This is a genomic window from Vibrio metoecus, assembly GCF_009665255.1.
Taxonomy (GTDB): domain Bacteria; phylum Pseudomonadota; class Gammaproteobacteria; order Enterobacterales; family Vibrionaceae; genus Vibrio; species Vibrio metoecus_B.
In genome coordinates this window covers 1219606-1240143 of record NZ_CP035686.1, presented here as the reverse complement: position 1 = coordinate 1240143, position 20538 = coordinate 1219606, and the positions used below count along the sequence as shown (strand labels likewise).

At 47.6% G+C, this 20538-nt stretch carries 19 protein-coding genes; 9 read left to right on the top strand and 10 right to left on the bottom strand.

The genetic code is table 11. The features are described 5' to 3' along the window. Window positions 1-24: 24 nt before the first annotated feature. The 3 genes from EPB59_RS05660 to EPB59_RS05650 form a co-directional block, all read right to left on the bottom strand. On the bottom strand, window positions 25-1686 hold the full coding sequence (locus tag EPB59_RS05660) for a 4Fe-4S binding protein (protein ID WP_154171798.1): 1662 nt from the start codon (window positions 1684-1686) through the stop codon (window positions 25-27). 198 nt (window positions 1687-1884) lie between these two features. Next, window positions 1885-2565 carry a DUF3306 domain-containing protein gene (locus EPB59_RS05655; RefSeq protein ID WP_154171797.1) on the bottom strand — a complete coding sequence of 227 codons (681 nt, stop codon included), beginning with the start codon at window positions 2563-2565 and terminating at the stop codon, window positions 1885-1887. Beyond that, the gene (locus EPB59_RS05650; protein WP_154171796.1) at window positions 2492-2968 is read right to left on the bottom strand and encodes a DUF3305 domain-containing protein; all 477 of its coding nucleotides are present in this window, start codon (window positions 2966-2968) and stop codon (window positions 2492-2494) included. The genes EPB59_RS05655 and EPB59_RS05650 overlap by 74 nt, the downstream gene beginning before the upstream one ends. A gap of 224 nt (window positions 2969-3192) precedes the next feature. On the opposite strand from EPB59_RS05650, the gene EPB59_RS05645 reads away from it, so the two are divergent. Continuing rightward, a complete protein-coding gene (locus tag EPB59_RS05645; RefSeq protein WP_154171795.1) occupies window positions 3193-4026 on the top strand; it encodes a formate dehydrogenase accessory sulfurtransferase FdhD in 834 nt (277 codons plus the stop codon). Window positions 4027-4132: 106 nt separating this feature from the next. Here EPB59_RS05645 and EPB59_RS05640 read toward each other — a convergent pair whose 3' ends face one another. The 3 genes from EPB59_RS05640 to EPB59_RS05630 form a co-directional block, all read right to left on the bottom strand. Beyond that, window positions 4133-5725, bottom strand: coding sequence for an ABC-F family ATPase (locus tag EPB59_RS05640; RefSeq protein WP_041048394.1), 1593 nt, complete (start codon window positions 5723-5725; stop codon window positions 4133-4135). A 211-nt stretch (window positions 5726-5936) separates the two neighbouring features. Next, window positions 5937-7970, bottom strand: a complete 2034-nt coding sequence (locus tag EPB59_RS05635) for a sensor histidine kinase (protein ID WP_154171794.1) — start codon at window positions 7968-7970, stop codon at window positions 5937-5939. Further along, complete coding sequence (locus EPB59_RS05630) at window positions 7960-9414, bottom strand: sigma-54-dependent transcriptional regulator (RefSeq protein ID WP_154171793.1); 1455 nt, start codon at window positions 9412-9414, stop codon at window positions 7960-7962. The genes EPB59_RS05635 and EPB59_RS05630 overlap by 11 nt, the downstream gene beginning before the upstream one ends. Window positions 9415-9719: 305 nt before the next feature. On the opposite strand from EPB59_RS05630, the gene EPB59_RS05625 reads away from it, so the two are divergent. Genes EPB59_RS05625 through EPB59_RS05600 form a run of 6 tightly spaced genes read left to right on the top strand, consistent with a single transcriptional unit; the run spans window position 9720 to window position 14657 of the window. Further along, on the top strand, window positions 9720-10535 hold the full coding sequence (locus tag EPB59_RS05625) for a substrate-binding domain-containing protein (protein ID WP_000753835.1): 816 nt from the start codon (window positions 9720-9722) through the stop codon (window positions 10533-10535). A 6-nt stretch (window positions 10536-10541) separates the two neighbouring features. Next, window positions 10542-11240, top strand: coding sequence for an ABC transporter permease (locus EPB59_RS05620; protein WP_154171792.1), 699 nt, complete (start codon window positions 10542-10544; stop codon window positions 11238-11240). A gap of 8 nt (window positions 11241-11248) precedes the next feature. Next, on the top strand, window positions 11249-11971 hold the full coding sequence (locus EPB59_RS05615) for an energy-coupling factor ABC transporter ATP-binding protein (RefSeq protein WP_154171791.1): 723 nt from the start codon (window positions 11249-11251) through the stop codon (window positions 11969-11971). After that, window positions 11925-12536 carry a molybdenum cofactor guanylyltransferase MobA gene (mobA, locus tag EPB59_RS05610; RefSeq protein WP_032471412.1) on the top strand — a complete coding sequence of 204 codons (612 nt, stop codon included), beginning with the start codon at window positions 11925-11927 and terminating at the stop codon, window positions 12534-12536. The genes EPB59_RS05615 and mobA overlap by 47 nt, the downstream gene beginning before the upstream one ends. Then, complete coding sequence (locus EPB59_RS05605) at window positions 12533-14353, top strand: bifunctional molybdopterin-guanine dinucleotide biosynthesis adaptor protein MobB/molybdopterin molybdotransferase MoeA (RefSeq protein WP_154171790.1); 1821 nt, start codon at window positions 12533-12535, stop codon at window positions 14351-14353. Before mobA ends, EPB59_RS05605 begins: the two co-directional genes overlap by 4 nt. Before the next feature lie 28 nt (window positions 14354-14381). After that, window positions 14382-14657 carry a DUF2960 domain-containing protein gene (locus EPB59_RS05600; protein WP_000124575.1) on the top strand — a complete coding sequence of 92 codons (276 nt, stop codon included), beginning with the start codon at window positions 14382-14384 and terminating at the stop codon, window positions 14655-14657. 206 nt (window positions 14658-14863) lie between these two features. On the opposite strand, the gene nagK is transcribed toward EPB59_RS05600, so the two are convergent. Further along, window positions 14864-15772, bottom strand: coding sequence for an N-acetylglucosamine kinase (nagK, locus tag EPB59_RS05595; RefSeq protein WP_154171789.1), 909 nt, complete (start codon window positions 15770-15772; stop codon window positions 14864-14866). Window positions 15773-15935: 163 nt separating this feature from the next. Further along, window positions 15936-16673, bottom strand: coding sequence for a tRNA-uridine aminocarboxypropyltransferase (locus EPB59_RS05590; protein ID WP_154173187.1), 738 nt, complete (start codon window positions 16671-16673; stop codon window positions 15936-15938). Between the two features lie 101 nt (window positions 16674-16774). Between EPB59_RS05590 and EPB59_RS05585 the strand changes: the two genes are divergently transcribed. Then, on the top strand, window positions 16775-17566 hold the full coding sequence (locus EPB59_RS05585; protein WP_154171788.1) for a sterol desaturase family protein: 792 nt from the start codon (window positions 16775-16777) through the stop codon (window positions 17564-17566). Window position 17567: 1 nt separating this feature from the next. Here the strand turns inward: EPB59_RS05585 and EPB59_RS05580 are convergent, their stop codons facing one another. Then, window positions 17568-19589: a methyl-accepting chemotaxis protein gene (locus tag EPB59_RS05580; RefSeq protein ID WP_154171787.1), complete on the bottom strand. Its 2022-nt coding sequence runs from the start codon at window positions 19587-19589 to the stop codon at window positions 17568-17570. Between the two features lie 88 nt (window positions 19590-19677). Here EPB59_RS05580 and EPB59_RS05575 point away from each other — a divergent pair, with 88 nt between their 5' ends. Continuing rightward, window positions 19678-20178, top strand: coding sequence for a C40 family peptidase (locus EPB59_RS05575; protein WP_055050807.1), 501 nt, complete (start codon window positions 19678-19680; stop codon window positions 20176-20178). 11 nt (window positions 20179-20189) lie between these two features. On the opposite strand, the gene EPB59_RS05570 is transcribed toward EPB59_RS05575, so the two are convergent. Further along, window positions 20190-20531, bottom strand: a complete 342-nt coding sequence (locus EPB59_RS05570) for a DUF3802 family protein (protein ID WP_000259893.1) — start codon at window positions 20529-20531, stop codon at window positions 20190-20192. Window positions 20532-20538 lie beyond the last annotated feature (7 nt).

Genomic DNA, 20538 nt, shown 5'->3' with positions numbered 1-20538 from the left:
GATTGCTCTTGCATGGCTTTCTCCTTAATACTTGAGCTGCTGCTCAGGGTCATGTGCCATGGCTTCAAACATGTCGACTACCCGACAGTCTTCGCACATCGCAATCCGATTGAGCGCTTCCGGCGTGGCGAAATGTGAGTGACCGCGTAACTTAGTTTGCAACATGGTAATCATGGATTGTGGCGCGAAAGGCTTATGGCAGCGCAGGCACTTAGCGGGCTCTTCTTGATGCAAAGTCACCACACCTTGGCGTGCCGCTTTGTTCCAGTTGAGTTGTGGCGTCGCGCTAAGCGCTTGTTCAGGGCAAGCTTTGACACACAAGCCGCACTGCACACAGTCTTGTTCAATAAAGCGTAGTGCTGGGCTATCTCCCGCCGGATGCAGTGCACGTGTTGGGCAAACCGCGACACAGCTCATGCACAAAGTACAATCGCTTGTTTGGCATTCAATTTTGCCGTAAGGCGCGCTGATACTGAGTGGTTGAACGCTAGGTTCAGCATTGAGTGTTTCCGCTAACGCATCCAGCGCGGTAAACAGGCGTTCGCGCTTATTACCGATTAAGTCACCCAACTTAAGCCCAAGCGGCTGTTCACACAGTACCGGCATCCCCTCGCGCAGCGATTCGAGATAAAGAATATCAATCGTCTCTTTGGGCAAACCCAAGTGAGTCAGCAGGCTCTGCGCCATGCTCACTTCTTGGTTGAGAATACGCTGGATAGTGGGCGGCATATGACGGCTCGCTGCAAACAGCACTTGAGTTGCACCGTTAACTAAAGCAGCAAACCAGCTGTCGATACCGACAGAAGGTAGCTCTTCCACCACCACAGGAATGACATTGTCTGGCAAGACATTTAATGCCATGACGTTGTAACTTTCATGGCGAGAACTGCAGATCAGCACGATAGGTTTTTCACCACCAACTTGATGGTAATTCGCCAGTAATCGCTCAATAAATTTTTGCGTATCGGTAGGATTAGGCAGTGCGTAGTGAATCGCTTCCGTCGGACAAGCGGTCGCGCAGGTTCCGACGCCCTGACACAGATAAGGGTTAATTTGAATGCGATGGCCAGTTTGATCAGAGCCTTCACTGGAGAGCGCGCCAGCAGGACATGCATCCACACAGCGTTCACACCCTTTCACTCCACGTGAGCTATGCGCGCACAAGTCTGTATCAAGACGAAAATACTTAGGTTTATCGAAGGTACCCATCAAAGTTGGGATCTCTTCCAGCGCATCCGCCAGCTTTGGATAACCGCGTCCTACTGGGAAATAACCAGGCACAGGGACTTCTTCACTCATTAAACCGTTGAGTGACATATCCAATACGATATCAAACGTGTTTCCACCTATAGCGGCTTGCGCCAAATTGACTCGCTTACCGTGGTTTTCTACGTTCACCGAGAATGCGCCGAGGAAACCGCTGATTTCTACCGTATCGGCATAGTACAAATTGCTTTGTGTTCCAGGCTCACCATCTACAGAAAGGAGCGTGATTGAAGTCATACTGCTCAATGGCTCGGTAATACGCTCAATGAGCATCGTTGGTCCAATAATTAAGGTATGGCCGCCACTTTCGTAACTTACGGTAGGAGGAATAAGATTGGTCAACTCAACCGTATGCTCAATCGCATACTGTCTCGCCCGACCGTTTGGAGACGTCGCTTGTTGTAGTAGGTTGTTTAACATTGCTTGCTTCCGCTTATAAGAATCACGAGCGTGTTGGCTCGTTTTACATAAGCTAAAGCAAATAGCGTTCCAAATTTATTTTATTGAAAAATCAGAGAATTTATCGATAACGAGGATGAGAAATAAAAAGCCACAATAAGAGTGAGACATTATGTCTCACTCTACCTATTGAGGAGTAAGTCAAAATGTCCCTAATCTCTATGCGGTATATTTTGTCTCACTGTTCAGTGTGTCAGATGCCGCAGTATCGCAAGAAGAAAGCGTATTGTGATCAGAAAGTCGCGCAGAACCCTCCGCGAATTCGGGCGCAGAAGCTATCGTTTCATCAGGCTTGGTTTGGTCAGGCATACTTTGATCAAGCATAGTTTGGTCAGACATAGCTTTTTCCGGTATAGCCTGTTCAGACTTAACCTCTGGCGTCGTTTCTAGCTCATTACACCATTGGCGTAAGGTTTGTGCGACTTGTGTGGTGAGTGTCGCTGTGTTGCTGTAATCCGCGTTGTAATCATCCAGCATACACACTTCGCTAAACTCACCGCTTAAAAACAGCTTACGCAATGCCGCTTTCTTCAGTTCTTGCGACGCATCGGATACCAACAAACTCGCTACGCTGGGTTCTTCATTCTCTGCTGAATGAGGTTGTTCGAGCGCATCACTCACCAAACCACTTTTAATGTCTACCGAAGATTGATTAGCAATCGGCTCTGCCTGCGCAGGCTCAGAGTTCAAACTCTTAGTTGTATCAAGCGCTTGGTCTGATTCTGCGGTTAATTTACGTTGTGACCAACGAGAGAAAAACGTGTTTTCAGTTGCCACAGGACCTCCCCGCGCCTTCACGTTTCTTGCGGCGAATTTCCAGTAGCTCACCGTGACGACCAATATAGGCTTCCATCCACGCCTGAACGGGTAGTGGCATATCGGCCGACAGCACCAGATAATCGCTGTCCATATAGCGGCTGGCGACGGCTTGCGATACGGTCAATTGCACGATTTTAAGCGGCTGATCTTCAATCGGATCTTCGGCAACCAAGAACAGCTTTGGTGCTTGTGAACTGAGGTTAAAGCGATAGTCAGTACGCTCGTCACGATACAAGTGTAAGGTTGCGACATATTGACTCTGCGCCTCTGGCGTTAAACTGAAACCGTGCAACATCCACTGCGTGGTTTGCCAACGGCCACGTGAGACCAAACGTGGCTCAAGGTTGCAAGCGAGCGGCCAAGCGCAGTCGGTTTTGCTATGAGCAGCATCCGTTAAGGATTCAGGAGAAGTTTGTTCAGTCATAACCCATACTAAATTAACAATCAGAGTTGAAATTAAAGCAATAATTGCGCCATGGGTACCAGTACCTTGCTTTAAGTAGAGCGACATCATCACTTTTGTTCAGTTTGTTTTTGATTCGGCACCCTTTTTGCTACATTGACGGCACTTTTTCTTATTCGCTCTACCGCAAGATCTGCATTCACAGATCGGCGGTGAATAAAGCGAGCATCACACAGGAATCCAGAGTGGCTAAACCTTCCATCATCAAAACCAGCGAAAATCCTCTGCAAACCATTGAAGTTGAAGTGTATGACGAATACGGCGAAAAACTGGTGAAATCGATCGCCTGTGAACGCCCTCTCACTGTTCTGCTCAACTGGAAAGAGATAGTGACCTTGATGACGCTCGGTTCGCGGCCAGAAGCTTTAGTGCTAGGTTATCTGAAGAACCAAAGTTTTATTTCCGATCCTGAAGCGCTCGATTCCATCATCATCGATTGGGAAACTCATTCGGCCGCGGTGGTTACGCGTGAAAACATTGACCATTTAGAGTCGGCGCTGAAGAAAAAAACCGTCACCTCCGGCTGTGGCCAAGGCACCATGTATGGCAACGTGATGAAGCAGCTTGAGAATTACCAAGTGCCACAGCAGCCAATTAAACAGTCACAAATCTACGCTGCATTGGAGGCCTTAACTCACTACAACGACACCTACAAAAAAGCCGGCGCGGTGCATGGCTGCGCAATTTGCCAAGAGGATCGGGTGATCTCTTTTGTGGAAGATGTCGGTCGCCATAACGCCGTGGATACCTTGGCGGGTGAAATGTGGCTGAATGACATGCGTGGTGATGACAAAATTTTTTACACCACCGGTCGTTTAACTTCTGAAATGGTGATTAAAGTGGCGCAAATGGGGATTCCTGTGCTGCTATCGCGCTCGGGTGTGACTCAAATGGGGCTTGAGCTTGCGCAACGTTTTGGCATTACCACGATTGCTCGCGCTTCTGGTCGTCGGTTCCACGTTTACAGTGGCGCAGACAAAGTGGTGTTTGATGTGAAAGGTCACAGTGAAGAGGCATAGCAACATTTTCGCACGATAAAAGGTTTGAACGTTTTTCGGATAGCAAAAGAGCCTCACATAGAGGCTCTTAGTATTATTTTGCATGCAGAATATTGGCTTAGGAAACTTAGCCTTCAACGCCACGTGATTTCAGGAACTCAGCGTAAGTGCCTTTGAAGTCAGTGATTTTGCCATCACGAATTTCGATGATGCGGGTTGCCAGTGAGTCTACGAATACACGGTCGTGCGATACAAAGAACAGCGTGCCTTTGTATTGCTCTAAGGCGTTGTTCAAAGACTCGATCGATTCCATATCCATGTGGTTGGTAGGCTCATCGAGCAGCAGCATGTTTGGCTTGTGCATCATCAGTTTGCCAAGCAACATACGACCTTGCTCACCACCCGACAGCACCTTCACGGATTTCTTGATGTCATCTTGGCCAAACAGCATACGACCCAAGAAGCTGCGCACCACTTGCTCGTCATCGCCTTCTTGACGCCACTGACCCATCCACTCCATCAAGTTCAGATCTTCGGCAAACTCGTGAGCGTGGTCTTGTGCGTAGTAACCAATGTTCGAGTTTTCAGACCACTTGTACATACCGCTACGTGGCTCAAGTACACCCGCTAGCGTGTTCAGCAGTGTCGTTTTACCCGCACCGTTCTCACCGATAATAGCGACACGCTCACCCACTTCAAAAATTGCGTTGAAGTTGCTGAACAGGTCATGATCAAAACCTTGGCTGAGGTTTTCCACAATCAGGGCGTTACGGAACAGCTCTTTCGATTGTTCAAAACGAATGAACGGGTTCTGACGGCTAGATGCCTTCACTTCATCCAGTTTGATCTTATCAATCTGTCTTGCGCGAGAAGTCGCTTGTTTGGCTTTCGATGCGTTCGCCGAGAAGCGCGCTACGAAGGTTTGTAGCTCAGCAATTTGCGCTTTCTTCTTCGCGTTATCAGACAACAGACGCTCACGCGCTTGAGTGGCCGCGGTCATGTATTCGTCGTAGTTGCCTGGGTAAATACGCAGCTCACCGTAATCCAAGTCAGCCATGTGGGTACACACTGAATTTAAGAAGTGGCGATCATGCGAGATGATGATCATGGTGCAGTTACGTGCATTCAGCGTATCTTCCAACCAGCGAATGGTGTCGATGTCCAAGTTGTTGGTCGGTTCGTCAAGCAGCATGATATCTGGGTCTGCAAACAGGATTTGCGCCAGCAGCACACGCAGTTTCCAACCCGGAGCCACACTGCTCATCAAGCCGTAATGTTGCTCAAGAGGAATACCTACCGCCAGCAGCAGTTCACCCGCTTTAGATTCCGCCATGTAGCCATCCATCTCAGCGAATTCCACTTCGAGATCGGCAACACGCATACCATCTTCTTCGGTCATTTCTGGTAGCGCATAAATACGGTCACGCTCTTGTTTTACCTTCCACAACTCTTTGTGACCCATGATAACGGTGTCGATTACCGTGAACTCTTCGTACGCAAACTGATCCTGATTCAGCTTGGCAACGCGCTCGTTTGGATCGTAGCTTACGTTACCGCCACTTGGTTCGAGCTCACCACTGAGGATTTTCATGAAGGTGGATTTACCGCAGCCATTTGCCCCGATTAGACCGTAGCGATTACCTTCGCCAAACTTAACTGAAATGTTTTCAAACAGTGGCTTAGCGCCAAATTGTTGAGTGATATTCGCTGTAGAAATCAAAGCCTGTACCTTAGTGCGTTAACATTCCCGCCCACTTAAAACGGCGCACTTCGAGTGGCTAAATTAAGCTGACAGGGATCACAAATAGAAAAATCTGCGCAACGTTACTTGTTCAGCGCCCAGACTACAAGCCCTGATTTGCATAACGCGCATGAAAGTCAGTCATCTCAAGTGAAATGACCAACAAAATAACGAGCTTTTCGTAGGGGGATTATTGAAGCAGCAAGGTCTCGCGAAGTTTCGCTTCATTTTTGGAAGGTAGGAAGATACTGAAAGTGCTACCCACGCCCAATTCAGACTGCACTTTAATTTCTCCGCCAGACTGGCTAAGCAAACTTTGTGAAACCGAAAGCCCAAGCCCTGTCCCCTCACGTTTGGTGGTATAAAACGGATCGAAAATACGTTTGAGGTTTTCTGGCTTAATGCCACAACCTCGATCTTCAATATGGATCACCGCACCGCGGTTTTGCCCCTCTTCAACCCAATCTTCGCTACGAATAGTGATACGACCTTTGCCGTTCATGGCATGAATCGCGTTCATCTGTAGGTTAACCAGAATTTGCAGCAGTTGATGGCGATTGACCTCTACCGAATTGTGCGCTTTCAGTTCCAGCACAAATTCAATATCGCGCTTTTTCGAACCGGTTTTGACTAAGGTAATACTCTCATCAATGATCGGATTGACGTGCTGCCAAGTGATTTCGTCCTGCACACCACCTTGGCGACTGTATTGCAACAAGCTGCGGGTGATGTTTCGGATCCGCTCAATTTGCAGCAAGATGGCATCAATTTCCTCTTCGACTCTGCTCGCGTCAGCACCAAGCTCAAAACGAATTAACTCGGTATTACCGAGAATCACGGCGGTAGGGTTATTGATTTCATGGGCAATCCCAGCGGTTAGCTCACCAAGTGCCGCCAGTTTTTCATGCACCACTAACTTATTGCGCGTTTGGTTAAGCAAGGCAATGTGGTGTTCAAGCTGCGCGGTTTTCTCTTGCAAACTGGCGGTGCGCGATTGCACTTTTTCTTCTAACTCATGCGCGGCTTGTACGATTTCTTCGTTACGCTGCTGCAACTGATCCAACATGTTGTCGAACTGTTTGGCAAGCTGTGCGAGTTCGTGTTTGTCATCAAGCCCAAGTTGCCCGATACGTTGGTTTTTACCAAGTTGCACCATTTTCACTACACGGTGAATGCGCTCGATAGGACGAAACAGATCGCGCGAGCCGCGGTACACAAACAGGCCTGAAATCACCAGCAGGAAAAGCGTGGTGATCCCGACTTCTAAAATATTGGTGACATAGGTTTTTAAAAACGGCCACATTAAATAGCCGGTGTACAGCATGCCAATTTCGTTATTGTATTGATCGCGAATCGGCTGATACGCGGTGATGTACCAAGCATCATACACATACGCCAGATTAACCCACTGCTGACCACCTTTGAGCACTTGGTTAAACACTTCGGATGACACCCGTGTGCCTATCGCGCGCCCAGCGTGAATTGTGCTATTCAGTGGTACGTTGGTGCTAACTCGTAAGTCATCCAAAAAAAGAGTTAAAGTGCCCGTTGGGCGAAGCAGGTCTTGATGGCTTGGGTAGATAAGATCTCGAATTTGATCGACTAAGGTTGTGCTGTTGTTGAGCAATAAACCACCATCCAAAAAACCTATGATGTCACCGAAGTCATTGCGCACTGGAATCACGGTACGACTGACTAATCCCCGAGTTTCGATCTGTTGAGAATTAAGAATCGGGATTTGCGCTTGCTTGACTAAATCGGGATCGAGCTTTTCTAGCTCATCGGCACTAAGTACATCAAAGAAGGATTCACGCTTGGTGAGATCGAGATAGCGAAACTTCTGCTCTAAGCTATCCACGCGCTCAAAACTTAAGAAATCTAAGCCATAGCGATTTTTTTGATTTTGCACCCAACGCGGCAAGGTACTGAGCGTTTCCGCCTCTTGCAGACGCTTGCGAAAATCGTACGATTCCGCAAAGGCTCGCACGTGATTGGCTTGTTTCTGTTGCAGCAGAGTTACACTGTTTTGCGCCACGCCTAACCGCTCAGACACATCAATTAAAGCGCTGTTCCAGGTGTAGTGCAGTGACCAGTAAATGGTGATCGCAATCAGCGCCAGCAGTGTGAGAAAAATCGGCGCTGAGGTCAGAATCCACAGCCGATAGCGTACGGTGGTTTTAAAACGGTGTCGCCATTTTTGCCACCAAGCCCATTTAGCTTTCATGGCTGAGATCCTCGCTTTCCCACTCTTTGTATTTACGCTCTAGCGTTTTACGAGCCACGCCTAAATCGCGGGCGGCGGCCGATTTATTTCCCTCATACAGCGCCACAATTTGTTGAATATGTGCTTTTTCTACGGCACGCAGAGGCCAATCGTTAGGATATCCTAAGCCGGGTTGCGTGACATTGTCACTAGAGGATGCGTTGGCACTGAAATTTGGTGACATTGTCACCTCAGGTTCTGCATAAATAGGCAGACCATTGAGCTCTCGCCAATAATGCGCAGGCGGTTTGCCCAATAACAAGCAGCGCTCAATTAAGTTTTTCAACTCGCGAATATTGCCCGGCCAATCATAGTCTTGCATCGAAGAGATATCTTCATACGCCCATTTAGGCATTGGCATCCCCAGTTCCGCACAGAGCATTTTGGTGAAAAACGGCAGCAGTTCGTGCAGATCTTGCTTGCGCTCACGCAGTGGGCTCACTTCGATTTTCAGCACATTAAGCCGGTAGTAAAGATCGCCGCGGAAACGGCCATTTTCAACTTCTTGTTGCAAATTGCGGTTGGTGGCAGCCACCACTCGCACGTCTACACTCACCTCTTTTTCCGAACCCACTGGACGCACCGCGCGTTGTTCTAAAACCCGTAATAGCGAGGCTTGCATAGTGAGTGGCATTTCGCCGATTTCATCCAAAAACAGAGTGCCGCCGTTAGCCACGCGAAACAGACCTTCACGACTCTTTTTCGCGCCGGTAAATGCCCCAGAGGTGTGCCCAAACAGTTCACTTTCCAGCAGTTCTGGCGCAATCGCACCACAGTTGATTGGCACAAAAGGACCTTGGCGACCACTTGCTTCATGAATACCGCGTGCAACCAACTCTTTGCCCGTTCCCGATTCGCCTTCAATCAGCACCGAAGCGCGTGACGGAGCAAACTGAACAATATGCTGTTTCAGTAACTCAGTTTGTACTGAGCTACCGATGATTTGCGTAGTACAGGGGCGTTGAAAGTCACGCTGCAAAGCATATTGCAAACGCTCATTCAAGCGCTTATTCATACAGCGTTGTACAGCTTGCAGCATCTGCTCAAGGTTAAATGGCTTGAGGATAAAATCGCTTGCCCCCAGTTTGAGAGCACTGATGGCGGTATCGAGATCAGCATAGCCAGTCATAAAAATCACATCCGCTCGGTGATCTTGGTCGGTAAAGGCTTCTTCCCATTCAATGCCAGAACGTCCGGGCAAATTGATGTCTAAAATCAGCAAGTCGTAATGTTGCTGGCTGCGCAACTCTTCCGCCTCTTCAATGCTGCCAGCCGAATCTACACGCGAAAACCATTTGCTCAGTGCTTTTTTAAGCACCATTTGCATGCCGATTTCATCATCGACGACTAAAACGGAGAACGGCTGATATAAATGTGTTTGGTTGAGATCCAAGGCTTGTGACATAGGGAAATTCCATAACTCATTGAGACAGAACGACTCAATTAACCTTACATTGGCTATGACTAATTTGCGACATTTTGTCCCACCACTATTTATCTGTCACTCAATTTAGACAAAATCTTCCTGATCAGCCTACTTTTTAGGGGGAATTTTATCTTGAATTGCCCAGAATGATGTTGGCATCCCATTTGCAATATCCCCCTTTCGCATACACTTATCAGCAATTGATTTCATTCGGTTATATCAATGCATTAAGCGACAGATATCGCGGAATCAAACACACAATCAACATAGTCATGGAATTCACAATGAAAAAAACGACTTTTACCTTAGCTGCAGCTTCGTTAATTTTGGTCAGTTACTCGGCTTCCAGTGCCGATGACACTCGTATTCGTCTTGCGACCACCACCAGTACTTACGACTCTGGCTTGCTTGATTACCTCCTGCCAAAATTTGAGCAAGATACGGGCTATAAAGTAGATGTGATCGCCACAGGTACAGGTAAAGCACTGAAAATGGGCGAAAATGGCGATGTGGATTTGGTGATGACCCATGCACCGAAAGCGGAAGCCAGTTTTGTAGAAGCAGGTTACGGTGTTCTACCACGTAAACTGATGTACAACGACTTTGTGGTGGTTGGCCCAGAAAGTGATCCAGCAAAAATTGCGGATGAAAAAAGCATCGCTAAAGTGTTTGAAAATATCGCTAAGAGCGGCGCGGTGTTCATTTCACGCGGTGATGACTCAGGCACACACAAGAAAGAACTCGGTATTTGGGCACAAAACAAAATCGAACCAAATTTCGGTGGCTACCGCTCAATTGGTCAAGGCATGGGTCCAACGCTGAACATGGCGTCTGAAATGCAGGCTTATACCCTAACCGATCGTGGTACTTGGCTGGCTTACAACAATAAGCTGGATCTCAAAGTGCTGTTTGAAGGTGATGAGCAGCTGTTTAACCCTTACCAAGTGATCATTGTCAACCCTGAGCGTTACCCTACAACTCAATACCAAGCCGCTAAAGTATTTAGTGATTGGCTGGTGAACCCTAAAGGTCAGCAATTGATTAACGATTACAAAGTGAATGGCCAACAACTCTTTGTTGCCAATGCGGACAAACAGTAATCACTCATGAGTCTTTGGCAAACAACTCTTGATGCTTTGCATCTGTTGGTGAGTCTAGACGCTAAGCTATGGGAGATCGTTGCGGTCTCCTTTAGCGTCTCGCTGACTGCGATTTCGTTGGTACTGATACCCGCCGTGGTGCTCTCTTTTGTGTTGGCGTACACCAACTTTCACGGTAAATGGACTCTGCTTTCGCTGATCAACACCTTGCAAGCGGTTCCGACTGTCGTGATCGGTTTGCTGCTATATATGTTGCTCTCGCGCGCAGGCCCACTCGGTGATTGGCAGATGCTGTTTACCCAACAAGCGATGATTTTAGGCCAAGCACTGATCTGTTTTCCGATTCTGGTTGCCATGATGCATGGTGCGTTGCAATCGACCGATCGTCGCTCACTCGAAACTTCAATGACGCTGGGAGCTTCCGTACCTAGACTCTTTGCAACCTTAGTCTGGGAAGCGCGCTTTCCTTTAATGGCCGCCACCATCGCGGGTTTTTCCCGTATCGTGACCGAAGTCGGCTGCTCAATGATGGTCGGTGGCAATATCATGGGCTTGACCCGCAATATCCCAACGGCCATTTCATTGGAAAGCAATAAAGGCGCTTTTGCGCAGGGTGTGGCGCTTGGTATGGTACTACTTGCGTTGGCATTAGGGCTTAACTTTCTGCTCTCTTCGCTACGGGGCAAAGGCTATTTAAGGACATAAGGCCAATCATGACGATCAAACTTACCGCACAGCAGTTTTCCATGCGTTTTAAAGATCGCGTGTTATTTCATATTCCAGAGATCTCGATTGGCCCCAATGATGCCATTTACCTGAAGGGCGACAACGGTGTGGGCAAAACCACCCTGTTGAAAATTCTCGCAGGCCTATTACAACCGAGCAGCGGCAAGGTACTTGGCCGAAAACCTTGGTGGCAACGCTTGTTTTTGACTTCCGCGACCTCAGAAGTTGTCTATCTTCATCAAAGCCCCTATCTGTTTGATGACACGGTTTATCAAAATGTGGTGTACGGCATTCGTTTCAGTGGCTTGTCTGCGCATGAAAAACGAGCGCAAGTGATCAAAGCCCTGCGTATGGTGGGATTAGAAACTCTGGCCGATGAGCATATTTCTGTGCTCTCAGGTGGAGAAAAACAGCGCGTGGCGATGGCGCGAGCGTGGATCCTCAAGCCTTCGATTTTACTGATGGATGAACCGAGTGCGTCATTGGATCAGGAATCTATTGAGAGATTGGTTATAATGGCGCGAGATTTATTAGAGCGCGGCTCCAGTCTTGTGATCACCAGCCACCAAACCAACGCCCTCACGGCGCTGTGTAAAAAACAGTGGTGGATTAAAGATCGTCAACTGACAGAGTCGCCCTTGCTGCAGATTGTGAAAGAAAAAAATGACAACCACACAGACACTTCCCACACTTCAACCTTCGGACACTAGCTGGGTGATTCTTGCTGGCGGACAAGCCAGCCGCATGGGTGGACAAGACAAAGGGCTGATCCAGTTGAATGGTCAGCCACTGATTCAACATGTGATCGATAAGCTGGCACCGCAAAGCCCGACTTTGCTCATCAACGCCAATCGCAACCAAAGCCAATATCAACAATTTGCGCCGGTGATCAGTGATGAGTTTCCAGATTACCCCGGTCCTTTAGGCGGCATTCATGCGGGTTTATGTCATGCTCCAACCGATTGGGTCGGTTTTGTCCCTTGTGATAGCCCGTTAATTTGCGATGATTTGGTTGCCCGTTTCTGTCAGGCCGTCAAACCCGAGAGCGATATTTTAGTGGCTCATGATGGTGAACATCAGCAACCTGTGTTTACCCTATTTCATAAACGCGTGTTACCCAAACTCAGCGCCTTTTTAGCCCGCGGCGATCGCAAAATCATCTTGCTTTACGATGAATGCCATACCTCTTACGTCGATTTTAGCGATGCACCGAGCTGTTTTTTTAATTTGAATACGCCACAAGAGTTGGCGCAATTTGGAGCGTTACATCCATGATTGCTTCTGCATACCAGAATCCTCAACGCCCTAACCTGCCATTACTCGGTTTCGCTGCCTATTCTGGAACCGGAAAAACGACCTTATTAGAAGCCCTACTTCCTAAGCTGACGGCGGCTGGCTTGCGCATTGGCCTACTGAAACATGCACATCACGATTTTGATGTCGATAAGCCGGGCAAAGACAGCTATCGCTTACGTAAAGCGGGGGCATCTCAAATGCTGATTGCTTCACGTAACCGTCATGCACTGATGACCGAAACCCCCGATGCCGAAGCGGAGTTTGATTATCTGCTGACTCGATATGATGCCGAGAAGCTGGATGTCATTTTGGTTGAAGGCTGTAAAAATATCGCTTTTCCAAAAATTGAACTACACCGCGCTGAAGTCGGAAAACCTTGGCTTTACCCTCACGATGAAAACATCATTGCGATTGCTGCCGATGAATCGGTAGAAACGGCTCTCCCGCAAATGCACATTAATGATCTCGATGCGATCGCTGATTTCGTTTTGGATTATGTCAATAAGTGGTGCGCGCAGCACATTCAACCACACACAGTGTCAGATTCCAAAAACAGTGTAGCGGTATGCTGCGACACTTTATCTCCTGCTTTCCTTTCTGTAGAGCAAGGCCGCGAGAAGATCCTTTCGCTCATTTCGCCTTTGGCAGAGACAGAATCGGTAGCGATTCAAGAGTGCCATCAACGCATACTGGCGCGTGAAGTACACTCTCCGATCAATGTCCCCGCCTATCGCAACTCAGCGATGGATGGTTATGCGCTGCGCAGTGATGATCTTGAAAGAGAAAGCTACCGTGTAGTGGCAGAAGTGTTAGCTGGCAGTCATTACCCTAAAACGGTTGAGCTCGGCGAAGTAGTGAAGATTATGACTGGCGCACCCATGCCGCAAGGTGCCGATACAGTGGTCATGCGTGAACAAGCCACGCAAAACGGCGATGCTTTGAGTTTTGCGGGTGCAAAAATCAAAGCAGGGCAAAACGTACGCCAAGCGGGTGAAGATTTGGCGCAAGGCCAAGCGGTGTTTCACTCTGGCCAGCGTTTGCTTTCTCCAGAAATGGGCATGTTGGCGTCACTGGGTTTCGCGCACGCAGACGTTTTCCGCTCGCTTAAAGTCGCAATTTTCTCGACTGGCGATGAAGTACAAGCGCCCGGCGGTGACATTGAGCCCAACTCTATTTTTGATTCCAACCGCTTTACTCTGACGGGGTTACTCAAACAGCTCGGCTGCCAAGTGATCGATCTCGGCATCATTGAAGATGACGAGGCTAAAATGATGCAAGTGCTTGAGCAAGCGGCAAAACAGGCGGATATGGTGATCACTTCCGGTGGTGTCTCTGTGGGTGATGCGGATTTCATCAAATCCGCACTAGAAAAACTGGGGCAAATTGATTTTTGGCGGATCAATATGCGTCCGGGCCGCCCACTGGCGTTTGGTCAGATTGCAGGAAAACCTTTCTTCGGTCTACCGGGCAACCCTGTCGCGGTAATGGTTTCTTTCATCAACTTTGTGGAACCTGCCCTGCGTAAAATGCAAGGTGAACAAGGTTGGCAACCACTGAAAGTCAATGCGCTTGCGTTGGAAGATCTGCGTTCTCGCCAAGGTAGAACCGAGTTCAGTCGTGGGGTTTATGCGTTCAATGCGCAAGGTCAATTGACAGTACGTACCACGGGCAAACAAGGTTCGGGAATTTTGCGCTCGATGAGTGAAGCGAACTGCTTGATTGAGATTGCTCCGGCGATTGATACGGTAAAAGTCGGTGAAAGCGTGACAATCATCCCACTTCAAGGCAGAATCTAGCCCGTTTATTTAGCGTTGAGAGAGAAACATGGCTCGTACCATCATCTATACCTACAAAAACCAAGAGAAAACGCTGACTTTCTCATACGAAAAGCATCACAACATTCATGAAGCGGTAGCCGAAGCGGAAGGCATTGATTTGACCGAATTTCTGAAGATGGAGATGCAGCTGGAAGCGATTTCCGATACTAAATCGGTGCGTAACTTCCGTGATAACCACTTTAAAAAGCTCGGTTTTGGCATCATCACTCTACAACCGAAAGAGAATTTTGGTGTAGGCAAAAAACCAAAAGCGACTCGCTAAGCCAATATGCTTTAGCTGTAATTTTAAAATACCAATACCCAAACGACTTGGAGTTGCAGGTAGCCGGCAAGCGAGTGAATCCCCATGAGCATAGACAAACTATGTGATTGGGGTGAATGAACGCAGCCAACACCGCTGCAACTTCAAGTAGGAAAGGGAAAAGGGCTTGCAGTGCAAGCCCTTAATTTATTCTGTTGATCTTCAACTTATTTAATGTTTAGGAAAGCCGCTCCGCGCACACCGCCTGAGTCGCCATGTTTGGCTTTAACGATTTTCGGGCATTTCGCAACAGAGAGCAGATGCTTAGGCACACGCTTTGGCATCTCTTCATAAATCAGATCGTAGTTTGACAAACCACCACCTAACACTACGACGTGTGGATCGTTCGCGGTAAAGATGTTACCGAAACAGATCGCCAACAGCTCCATAAAGCGCTCAACGTGCTCAACGGCTTTGGCTTCACCCTCTTTCTGTGCGTTGATGATCTCAATCGCCTTTTTCTTTTCGCCGTAGTAGTGCTCATACAACAGCTCAAAACCACGGCCAGAGAGATAGTTATCCATACAACCTTTGTTACCACAACCACAGTTGAGCAATGGCGCTTTTTCACCAAGATGGAACCAGGCATCAATCGGTAGGCGCATGTGACCAATTTCGCCCGCTACGTGGTTACGGCCTGAAAATATTTTGCCTTGGTAAACCAAACCACCGCCAAAGCCAGTGCCTAGAATCAGGCCCATAACGGATGTGGCATCTTTTAGTTCATCATCCCAAGCTTCGGAGAGTGCAAAACAGTTAGCATCGTTTTCTACTTTTACAGTGCGACCCAGTTTCGCTTCCAGATCAGCACGCAGCGGTTTGCCTTTTGCAGCAGGTACGTTCACCGTTAACACGCAACCATCGTCGGCATCTTCCATTCCCGGAATACCAAGACCAACTGTGCCTTCCACTCCAAACTGAGCATCGTATTTCTGTACCAGCCCCGCGATGGTGTCGATTAATTTTGCATAATCATCAGTCGGTGTCGGTACACGTTCAGTTGCAACACGCTCTAACTGCTCGTTGAACGCACCAAATTCAATTTTGGTTCCGCCAACATCAAAGCCGTAATACATGGCCTTCTCTCCTCAATTTCCTATCCCAGCCTTGGGGAAAAATAAAAAACATAAAAGTGACGCGTATTATCCACAAGGCACTGTCAACAGTCCGTGACAAACCACGTATTTATCCTGCGAATGCCATCGATTGCGCAATAAGTGCTCAGCGTCACTGTCAAGTTTAGAGGCAGCTCTCGCTTTGCTGATGTGCAATCCATGTATGCAGCGCGGGTTTTGCGGTGTTGGGTTTATTGCGCGATTTGCACATCAGGTAGGTTTCTTTAAAGGCTTCAAACCACAGCGATAACGTATCCGCCACATGTTGTTGGCCAAACATTTCCAACACTAAACACGCTACTTCTGCGGTGGCCAAGTGTTGTTCATTTTCCGATTTACGCATGATGTATTGCGATAAGCGTTCCGGCTCCACCGATACCAAAGGCAATGGTGCAAGATACGGTGATTTACGGAAGATGCGCTTCGCTTCACGCCAACTGCCATCAATCAATACCAATAATGGTTTTTTGCCTGAAAATTCAGTTGGGATAGAGCTTAACACACGAGTTTTGTCTTCTTCTGTTTCCGCAGGGAAAATAAGCACTGGATAATAGGCAGGATTACTGAGTAACGCGATCATCTCTGGGTTTGCTTCAGTACGACTCCATTGATACACATGGGTCTCTTTCACCGTATCTGCAATTAAGCGCCCAGTGTTGCTGGGTTTAAATACTTCGTTTTCGGACACAATGAGTAGCACCGCAATGTCACTTTTAATATCGGGCTGATGCTCACACAAGCAGTGAGTTAACTCAACTAAACAGTAAGGACAACGTTTTATCTTGCCACCTCGCGCTAAAAATGGCTTGGTTGAACGTTCTAAGCGATATTGATATAAGTGATGAAAAGCGTGAATTCTCATGGCGCGTACTACAGACTGAAAAATGGCAGCGATTTTACTGACCACTTGGGTTTTGCGCCAGTAAAGTTTGTGAGCCATAAACGAAGAGCAAGGAAAGCAATATGAATGTTTCTGTTGAACATGTTCGATTAGGCATTTTTTTCGCTGTATTGGTGATCTGCGCCTTATGGGAATCCAATTATCCGCGGAAAACACGATCTCAAAGCAAGCTGGTCCGTTGGTTAAACAATTTGGGATTGGTGAGCTTCAATAGCGTTTTGCTTTCCGTGTTAATGCCTTTTCTCGCTTTTAGTGCCGCACAGTGGGCTGAAAACCATCAATTTGGTTTGTTCCACTGGTTAGAAATTCCGCCAACAATAGCTTTAATCGTTTCCGTTATTCTATTGGATGCCGTGATTTATTGGCAGCACTTGCTGTTTCACCGTATTCCTTGGCTATGGCGCCTACATCGTATGCATCATGCCGACCAAGATATCGATGTGACAACCGGTAGCCGTTTTCATCCGCTCGAAATTATCATTTCCGCATGGATTAAAATTGGTGCGGTGACGTTATTGGGCGTTTCCCCGATTGCCGTTGTGGTTTTTGAGGTGGTCTTAAATGCTAGTGCGATGTTTAACCATAGCAACGCCAAACTACCTTACAAAGCCGATCAATGGCTGCGTTTATTGATGGTAACGCCAGATATGCACCGCGTCCACCACTCTGTATTCGTGCACGAAACCCATTCTAATTTCGGCTTTTTCCTCTCACTATGGGATCGCTTGTTTAGAACCTATATTGCGCAACCCGAAATGGGACATGAGCGAATGAAGATTGGCCTCCCCCTGTTTCGTACAGCACGTGAACAGTGGCTAGATAAAATGCTGACGCAACCGTTTCGAGACAAATAGATCAATCCAACTGGTATTTGTGCAGCATGGTCTGTTGATGTCCTGCGATGCTGGCAACTTGCTCAGCGCTTTCCAACATAGCATCCAACTGGCGCTTGGTTTCTTGCCCCTGTTCGGAAATTTCTGCCACAGCTTGACTCACATCCGCCGTAGCGCGCTTCTGTTCTTCGGTGGCATCAGTGATTTGCGCGACTCGAGTACGAATGTGTGAGACCGCGCTTTCGATCTGCATAAACGTGCTTTTCACCTCTTCACTGGATTGCAGAGCAGATACCATTTCCTTGCGTGATTCATCCACCGCTTGGCGCGATTTCGTTGCCGCGTTTACTAACTCGTTCATCATGTCGCGGATATTGGCCGTCTGTTTACTGGTATCGCTGGCTAATTTGCGTACTTCATCGGCGACCACAGCAAAGCCACGCCCCTGTTCTCCGGCACGTGCGGCCTCAATGGCCGCATTCAGTGCGAGTAAATTCGTGCTATCGGCAATCCCGCTGATCATGTCCACCATTTCGCGAATACTGGTGACGCGCTGATTAAGCTCAGACATGGCCATATCATTCGCACTCAAGGTGTTTTCTAGCGCTTGTAGCCGGTGTTGATTTTGCTCAATGACCTGAACACCTTGCGCAGAATGCTCAGCCGCTTGCACAGAATCAGAGAAAGAGTCATTACTCACTCCTGCAATCTCACGGATCGAGGCTTCTAACTGGTTAATCGTCGCCGCCATTGCAAGCAAGGCTTGGTTCTGTGCTGACAAACTTCGGTTGGACTGCTCTGCCGAGCCATAACTCAGCTCTGCTGTTTGATAAAGTGTTTCACAATTGCGCGTTACCAAAGCAATCGATTCATGGGTAGACGTAATCACTTGGTTTAACTGCGCCGCCACATTTTGAAAATCCTGCGGCCCGACTAAAGCGAGGGAATGATTCAGCTTATGCTCCGTCAGTTGGTTAAGGTGTCGAGTGATATTGCTAAGAGAACGCCCAATCCAACGGCGCAAACTGAACCACACGATTAAAATCGCCAACACTAAGATCGCACCACTCACTTGCTGAGTTATTGTCACCGCAGAAATGGTATCACTCACCTCTTGTTTGCCTTGTTGAATATGCTGCTGAGCAAACGCAGACCACTGATTGAGCTGTGCCACTAAATCTTGAGCTACGATAGCCACTGCGGAAAAGTCAGTGTTTTGTTGTTGAGCATCTTCAAGTTTATTGAGGATTTGATCGATGATGGCTTGTGCTTTAAAACCAGACAAAACCATATCATAGGGTGCAGTTAAACTGGCGTAGTCTTTGATTTCTGGATACCACTCTTTGAAATCATCAAATGCTAACTCCAGCCCAGCAACACGATTTTTTAATTCTTGGCGATATTTCTGCGCCGCGGGCATCTCTTCTTCAATAAGCAACAATAGAAAAGTGCTTTCCATCGCACTGGCACTGGCCGTAAAACGGTTAGCGGCATCGACCGCCTCTGGATTGTCGCTTGCGAGGAAAGAAGCGATGCGGCTCATTTCTGGCCCTATCGAACTTAGCCCATAACGAAATTGCTTCGCTTGTTCATTAATCTGTGTTGATTTGCTCAATTGCAGTTGCTGCAGATGTAAAATTGATTGAGCTAATTGATTGAAGTGTTCAATGTTCTTCTTCAATGGTGCAATCTGCTCACTTTCTGCCACACCAGAAAGCTGAGTGATACTTTGCTCTAGTAGCGTTATCTCCGTTCGAGCTTGTACATCAAGTTTTTGCCATTCATTCAATACTTGAGTTAATTCGGTCTCTGTTTTACTGCGCGTTCCATAGCCGAGGTATTTCACCTGCTCAAGGTAGTTTTGCGTGAGCGCAGCATTATTAAGCGCAAAGGGTAAAGCTTGCTCAGATAGCTGAGTAAATTGCGCGCCAACCCGCTCTATGCCACGTAAACTGGTGACAGATAAACTAATCATCAGTATGGTGATGCACAGAAACACAGTACCAAGCGCTTGTGTGAGAGAAAGATTTTTTGTCAAAGCCATGAAAATACGTCTTAGGATTGAGAGTCGACGTCATGGTAGGTAGTGCTTGTTTCAGTTTTATTTCACTTTTTTGTCAGTAAGGTGACTCATGTTGGCGGTCAAGCAAACGTTTTCCCTCTTTTTCCTCCTATTCCTCGTAGGATGTAGTTCTACACCGCCTTCTGAACCAGATTCATCCTCGCTAACACCTGATTTGAGTGATCGCTCTTTTCCTAGTTTTTCGAGTGTCTTCACAGAATGGCGCGGCGTGCCATATCAATTCGGAGGCAATAACAAAAGTGGGATTGATTGCTCTGCATTTGTGCAAATTGCCTATCGGGATGCATGGCAACTCAGCTTGCCACGGACAACGGAATCGCAAGCTCAAACGGGGCAGTTGATCAAATATGAACAAGCGCAGTATGGCGACTTAGTCTTTTTCAAAACTTCACGCACTAACATTCATGTGGGGGTTTATTTGGGAAATAAGCAGTTTATGCACGCTTCGACTTCGAAGGGCGTGATCATTTCGCGAATTGACAACCCTTATTGGGCTGCAAAATTCTGGCAATTTAGGCGGATTGAGAATCCGCCTATGGTATCCAATTAAGGCCTGTCTGGTTAGTCGTATTTCGCGACTGCCGAATCAAACAAGTTTTTCACTAAGGCTATGTATTCATCCAAAAAGGCAATCTGCTCATTAGTCGCGGGTCGATGCCAAACGCCGGCAAGGACTTCGGCAAGATCATCGACTACAGAGTCTGTTTCTTTTAGAAGTTGGAAGCGAACACTAGAATGAAGCTCAGGGTTTTGTTCAAAAATAGCCATAATGTTGCTTGCCACCATATCTGTGATGACATCCTCAACACTTTCCGTTCCCGTATCCCCTTCCTGAGTAAAAACATCCATATTGAATGAAAGATGTTCGATCAGGGCCAGATATCCATCGGTTTCTACAACCACATTCGTT